The sequence below is a fragment of the Arthrobacter sp. 05T444 genome (assembly GCF_056395905.1).
Genome location: NZ_JBFTKK010000047.1, coordinates 1 through 5,591, shown reverse-complemented (window position 1 = coordinate 5,591; position 5,591 = coordinate 1). Strand labels below are relative to the sequence as shown.

The 5,591-nt window shown below is 55.2% G+C and carries 2 rRNA genes; both read left to right on the top strand.

The window, feature by feature from the left end:
• Positions 1–186 precede the first annotated feature (186 nt).
• Positions 187–1,712: ribosomal RNA gene (locus AC1DD3_RS21945) — 16S ribosomal RNA — on the top strand.
• 540 nt (positions 1,713–2,252) lie between these two features.
• Positions 2,253–5,386, top strand: a 23S ribosomal RNA gene (locus tag AC1DD3_RS21940).
• The 16S and 23S rRNA genes sit together here, the layout of an rRNA operon.
• Positions 5,387–5,591 lie beyond the last annotated feature (205 nt).

Below are 5,591 nucleotides of genomic sequence, written 5' to 3'. Positions count from 1 at the left end.
TGTGTCTGTTGTTTGAGAACTCAATAGTGTGCCAAGTTTGTTGATACCGGTTTATTTTATATGAATTGGTTGAATTGACCAGGTTGCGCCGCCCCTGTGGTGTGGTCTGGTTTTTACAGCTGGTTTCAAATTTTGTGCAGCTTGGTTCCGCGTTTTCCCGTGGTTCCTGGTTGTGTCTGTTTTTTTTCAACGGAGAGTTTGATCCTGGCTCAGGATGAACGCTGGCGGCGTGCTTAACACATGCAAGTCGAACGATGATCCGGTGCTTGCATCGGGGATTAGTGGCGAACGGGTGAGTAACACGTGAGTAACCTGCCCTTAACTCTGGGATAAGCCTGGGAAACTGGGTCTAATACCGGATATGACTCCTCATCGCATGGTGGGGGGTGGAAAGCTTTTTGTGGTTTTGGATGGACTCGCGGCCTATCAGCTTGTTGGTGAGGTAATGGCTCACCAAGGCGACGACGGGTAGCCGGCCTGAGAGGGTGACCGGCCACACTGGGACTGAGACACGGCCCAGACTCCTACGGGAGGCAGCAGTGGGGAATATTGCACAATGGGCGCAAGCCTGATGCAGCGACGCCGCGTGAGGGATGACGGCCTTCGGGTTGTAAACCTCTTTCAGTAGGGAAGAAGCGAAAGTGACGGTACCTGCAGAAGAAGCGCCGGCTAACTACGTGCCAGCAGCCGCGGTAATACGTAGGGCGCAAGCGTTATCCGGAATTATTGGGCGTAAAGAGCTCGTAGGCGGTTTGTCGCGTCTGCCGTGAAAGTCCGGGGCTCAACTCCGGATCTGCGGTGGGTACGGGCAGACTAGAGTGATGTAGGGGAGACTGGAATTCCTGGTGTAGCGGTGAAATGCGCAGATATCAGGAGGAACACCGATGGCGAAGGCAGGTCTCTGGGCATTAACTGACGCTGAGGAGCGAAAGCATGGGGAGCGAACAGGATTAGATACCCTGGTAGTCCATGCCGTAAACGTTGGGCACTAGGTGTGGGGGACATTCCACGTTTTCCGCGCCGTAGCTAACGCATTAAGTGCCCCGCCTGGGGAGTACGGCCGCAAGGCTAAAACTCAAAGGAATTGACGGGGGCCCGCACAAGCGGCGGAGCATGCGGATTAATTCGATGCAACGCGAAGAACCTTACCAAGGCTTGACATGGACCGGACCGGGCTGGAAACAGTCCTTCCCCTTTGGGGCCGGTTCACAGGTGGTGCATGGTTGTCGTCAGCTCGTGTCGTGAGATGTTGGGTTAAGTCCCGCAACGAGCGCAACCCTCGTTCCATGTTGCCAGCGCGTAATGGCGGGGACTCATGGGAGACTGCCGGGGTCAACTCGGAGGAAGGTGGGGACGACGTCAAATCATCATGCCCCTTATGTCTTGGGCTTCACGCATGCTACAATGGCCGGTACAAAGGGTTGCGATACTGTGAGGTGGAGCTAATCCCAAAAAGCCGGTCTCAGTTCGGATTGGGGTCTGCAACTCGACCCCATGAAGTCGGAGTCGCTAGTAATCGCAGATCAGCAACGCTGCGGTGAATACGTTCCCGGGCCTTGTACACACCGCCCGTCAAGTCACGAAAGTTGGTAACACCCGAAGCCGGTGGCCTAACCCCTTGTGGGAGGGAGCTGTCGAAGGTGGGACTGGCGATTGGGACTAAGTCGTAACAAGGTAGCCGTACCGGAAGGTGCGGCTGGATCACCTCCTTTCTAAGGAGCACCTACAGTCACCTTGCCTCATGTATGTGAGTGTGGAGGGGTTGTCAGGAGTAAAAGCCCGTTGCGCAGACGATTGTTCTGCGGCGGGTGCTCATGGGTGGAATATCAACGAATAGCGGCCGCGGGTTTCTTCTTCCTGCCTAGTACGGATGCTCTCTTCCCTTGTGGAGGGGCCGGTGTCCTGGAACGGTGCGGGGTTGGGGCTGGCGGTTTAGTGTTTGGCACACTGTTGGGTCCTGAGGCAACAGGGCCGGGGTTATCCCCGGTGTTTGTTTGTTTCTGGTTTCCTGGCTGCACCGATCATGCACGGTTGGTTCCCTTTTTTTTGGGGGCTGGTGTGTGGGGTGTGTGGTACGGGGTTGTTGTTTGAGAACTACATAGTGGACGCGAGCATCTTTTATAAGAAGCAATTTCCAAGAATATGAACCTGGATCTGGCTGCGCGTGATGGTGTCATCCTTTTGGGGGTGGTGGTGTTGGGTGTGGCTGGTTTTCGTGGTTCTCTCGTGAATTAGTTTTTTTGATCTTTTGTGGTCAAGTTTTTAAGAGCACACGGTGGATGCCTTGGCATTAGGAGCCGAAGAAGGACGTAGGAATCTGCGATAAGCCTGGGGGAGTCGATAACCGGACTGTGATCCCAGGGTGTCCGAATGGGGAAACCCCGCCAGGGGCGCGAGTTACCTGGTGACCCGCATCTGAACACATAGGGTGCGTGGAGGGAACGCGGGGAAGTGAAACATCTCAGTACCCGCAGGAAGAGAAAACAATAGTGATTCCGTCAGTAGTGGCGAGCGAACGCGGATCAGGCTAAACCGTTCCATGTGTGATAGCCGGCGGGCGTTGCATGGTCGGGGTTGTGGGACTTCCCATACTGTCTCTGCCGGGGCAGTGGGGTGAGAGTGTGAGTATAGGTGAACGGTCTTGAAAGGCCGGCCGTAGAGGGTGTGAGCCCCGTAACCGTAATGCTGTGCACCGCCTGGGAGGGATCCCAAGTAGCACGGGGCCCGAGAAATCCCGTGTGAATCTGTCAGGACCACCTGATAAGCCTAAATACTCCCTAATGACCGATAGCGGACCAGTACCGTGAGGGAAAGGTGAAAAGTACCCCGGGAGGGGAGTGAAACAGTACCTGAAACCGTGTGCTTACAATCCGTCGGAGCCAGTCTGATTCTGGTGACGGCGTGCCTTTTGAAGAATGAGCCTGCGAGTTAGTGTTACGTCGCGAGGTTAACCCGTGTGGGGAAGCCGTAGCGAAAGCGAGTCTGAACAGGGCGTTGCAGTGGCGTGATCTAGACCCGAAGCGAAGTGATCTACCCATGGCCAGGTTGAAGCGACGGTAAGACGTCGTGGAGGACCGAACCCACTTCAGTTGAAAATGGAGGGGATGAGCTGTGGGTAGGGGTGAAAGGCCAATCAAACTTCGTGATAGCTGGTTCTCCCCGAAATGCATTTAGGTGCAGCGTTGCGTGTTTCTTACCGGAGGTAGAGCTACTGGATGGCTAATGGGCCCTACAAGGTTACTGACGTCAGCCAAACTCCGAATGCCGGTAAGTGAGAGCGCAGCAGTGAGACTGTGGGGGATAAGCTTCATAGTCGAGAGGGAAACAGCCCAGACCACCAACTAAGGCCCCTAAGCGTGTGCTAAGTGGGAAAGGATGTGGAGTTGCGAAGACAACCAGGAGGTTGGCTTAGAAGCAGCCATCCTTAAAAGAGTGCGTAATAGCTCACTGGTCAAGTGATTCCGCGCCGACAATGTAGCGGGGCTCAAGTACACCGCCGAAGTTGTGGATTTCAGATATTAGCTAAGCCGCCCCTCGTGGGTTGGTTCAGGCGTCTGGAGTGGTAGGGGAGCGTCGTGTGGGCAGTGAAGTCGCGGTGTAAACCAGCGGTGGAGCCTACACGAGTGAGAATGCAGGCATGAGTAGCGAAAGACGGGTGAGAAACCCGTCCGCCGGATGATCAAGGGTTCCAGGGTCAAGCTAATCTGCCCTGGGTAAGTCGGGACCTAAGGCGAGGCCGACAGGCGTAGTCGATGGACAACGGGTTGATATTCCCGTACCGGCGAAAAACCGCCCATGCTGAACAGGGGATACTAACCGCCCGAGACCTGACCAATCACCCTTGTGGTGTGCGGTTTTTGGTGGAGCGCGGGACCTGATCCTGGGAGGCAAGCGTATTAACAGGTGTGACGCAGGAAGGTAGCCGAGCCGGGCGATGGTTGTCCCGGTCCAAGGATGTAGGGCGAACGGTAGGCAAATCCGCCGTTCATGATGCCTGAGACCTGATGGGACTCCCGTAAGGGGGGATTCGGTGATCCTATGCTGCCTAGAAAAGCATCGGCGCGAGGTTTTAGCCGCCCGTACCCCAAACCGACACAGGTGATCAGGTAGAGAATACTAAGGCGATCGAGAGAATTATGGTTAAGGAACTCGGCAAAATGCCCCCGTAACTTCGGGAGAAGGGGGGCCCCAACCTTGAACACCACTTGCTGGTGGGAGGGGATCGGGGCCGCAGAGACCAGGGGGAAGCGACTGTTTACTAAAAACACAGGTCCGTGCGAAGTCGCAAGACGATGTATACGGACTGACTCCTGCCCGGTGCTGGAAGGTTAAGAGGACCGGTTAGCCGCAAGGCGAAGCTGAGAATTCAAGCCCCAGTAAACGGCGGTGGTAACTATAACCATCCTAAGGTAGCGAAATTCCTTGTCGGGTAAGTTCCGACCTGCACGAATGGAGTAACGACTTCCCCGCTGTCTCAACCATAAACTCGGCGAAATTGCAGTACGAGTAAAGATGCTCGTTACGCGCAGCAGGACGGAAAGACCCCGAGACCTTTACTATAGTTTGGTATTGGTGTTCGGAGTGGCTTGTGTAGGATAGGTGGGAGACGTTGAAGCCCGGACGCCAGTTCGGGTGGAGTCATCGTTGAAATACCACTCTGGTCACTTTGGACATCTAACTTCGGCCCGTAATCCGGGTCAGGGACAGTGCCTGATGGGTAGTTTAACTGGGGCGGTTGCCTCCTAAAAAGTAACGGAGGCGCCCAAAGGTTCCCTCAGCCTGGTTGGCAATCAGGTGTCGAGTGTAAGTGCACAAGGGAGCTTGACTGTGAGAGAGACATCTCGAGCAGGGACGAAAGTCGGGACTAGTGATCCGGCGGTACATTGTGGAATGGCCGTCGCTCAACGGATAAAAGGTACCTCGGGGATAACAGGCTGATCTTGCCCAAGAGTCCATATCGACGGCATGGTTTGGCACCTCGATGTCGGCTCGTCGCATCCTGGGGCTGGAGTAGGTCCCAAGGGTTGGGCTGTTCGCCCATTAAAGCGGTACGCGAGCTGGGTTTAGAACGTCGTGAGACAGTTCGGTCCCTATCCGCTGCGCGCGCAGGAAATTTGAGAAGGGCTGTCCTTAGTACGAGAGGACCGGGACGGACGAACCTCTGGTGTGTCAGTTGTACTGCCAAGTGCACCGCTGATTAGCTACGTTCGGATGGGATAACCGCTGAAAGCATCTAAGCGGGAAGCTCGCTTCGAGATGAGATTTCCATACACCTTGTGTGTGAGAGGCCCCCAGCCAGACCACTGGGTTGATAGGCCGGATGTGGAAGCGAGGACTAACGACTCGTGAAGCTGACCGGTACTAATAGGCCGATAACTTACACCACACACCATTGGTGAACGGATTCAAAAGACGTTCACACCCACAATGGTACGAAGATAACAAGACTGCCCGCGTCCACTATGTGGTTCCCAACCAACAAACCCGTTGCTTGAGAACCAACAACAAAATAACAACACCACACCCTGGGCCCGCCCTCGAAACAGAGGAACGGCACAGGAAGTTGTAACCACCAGATTTCCCAACCCCCC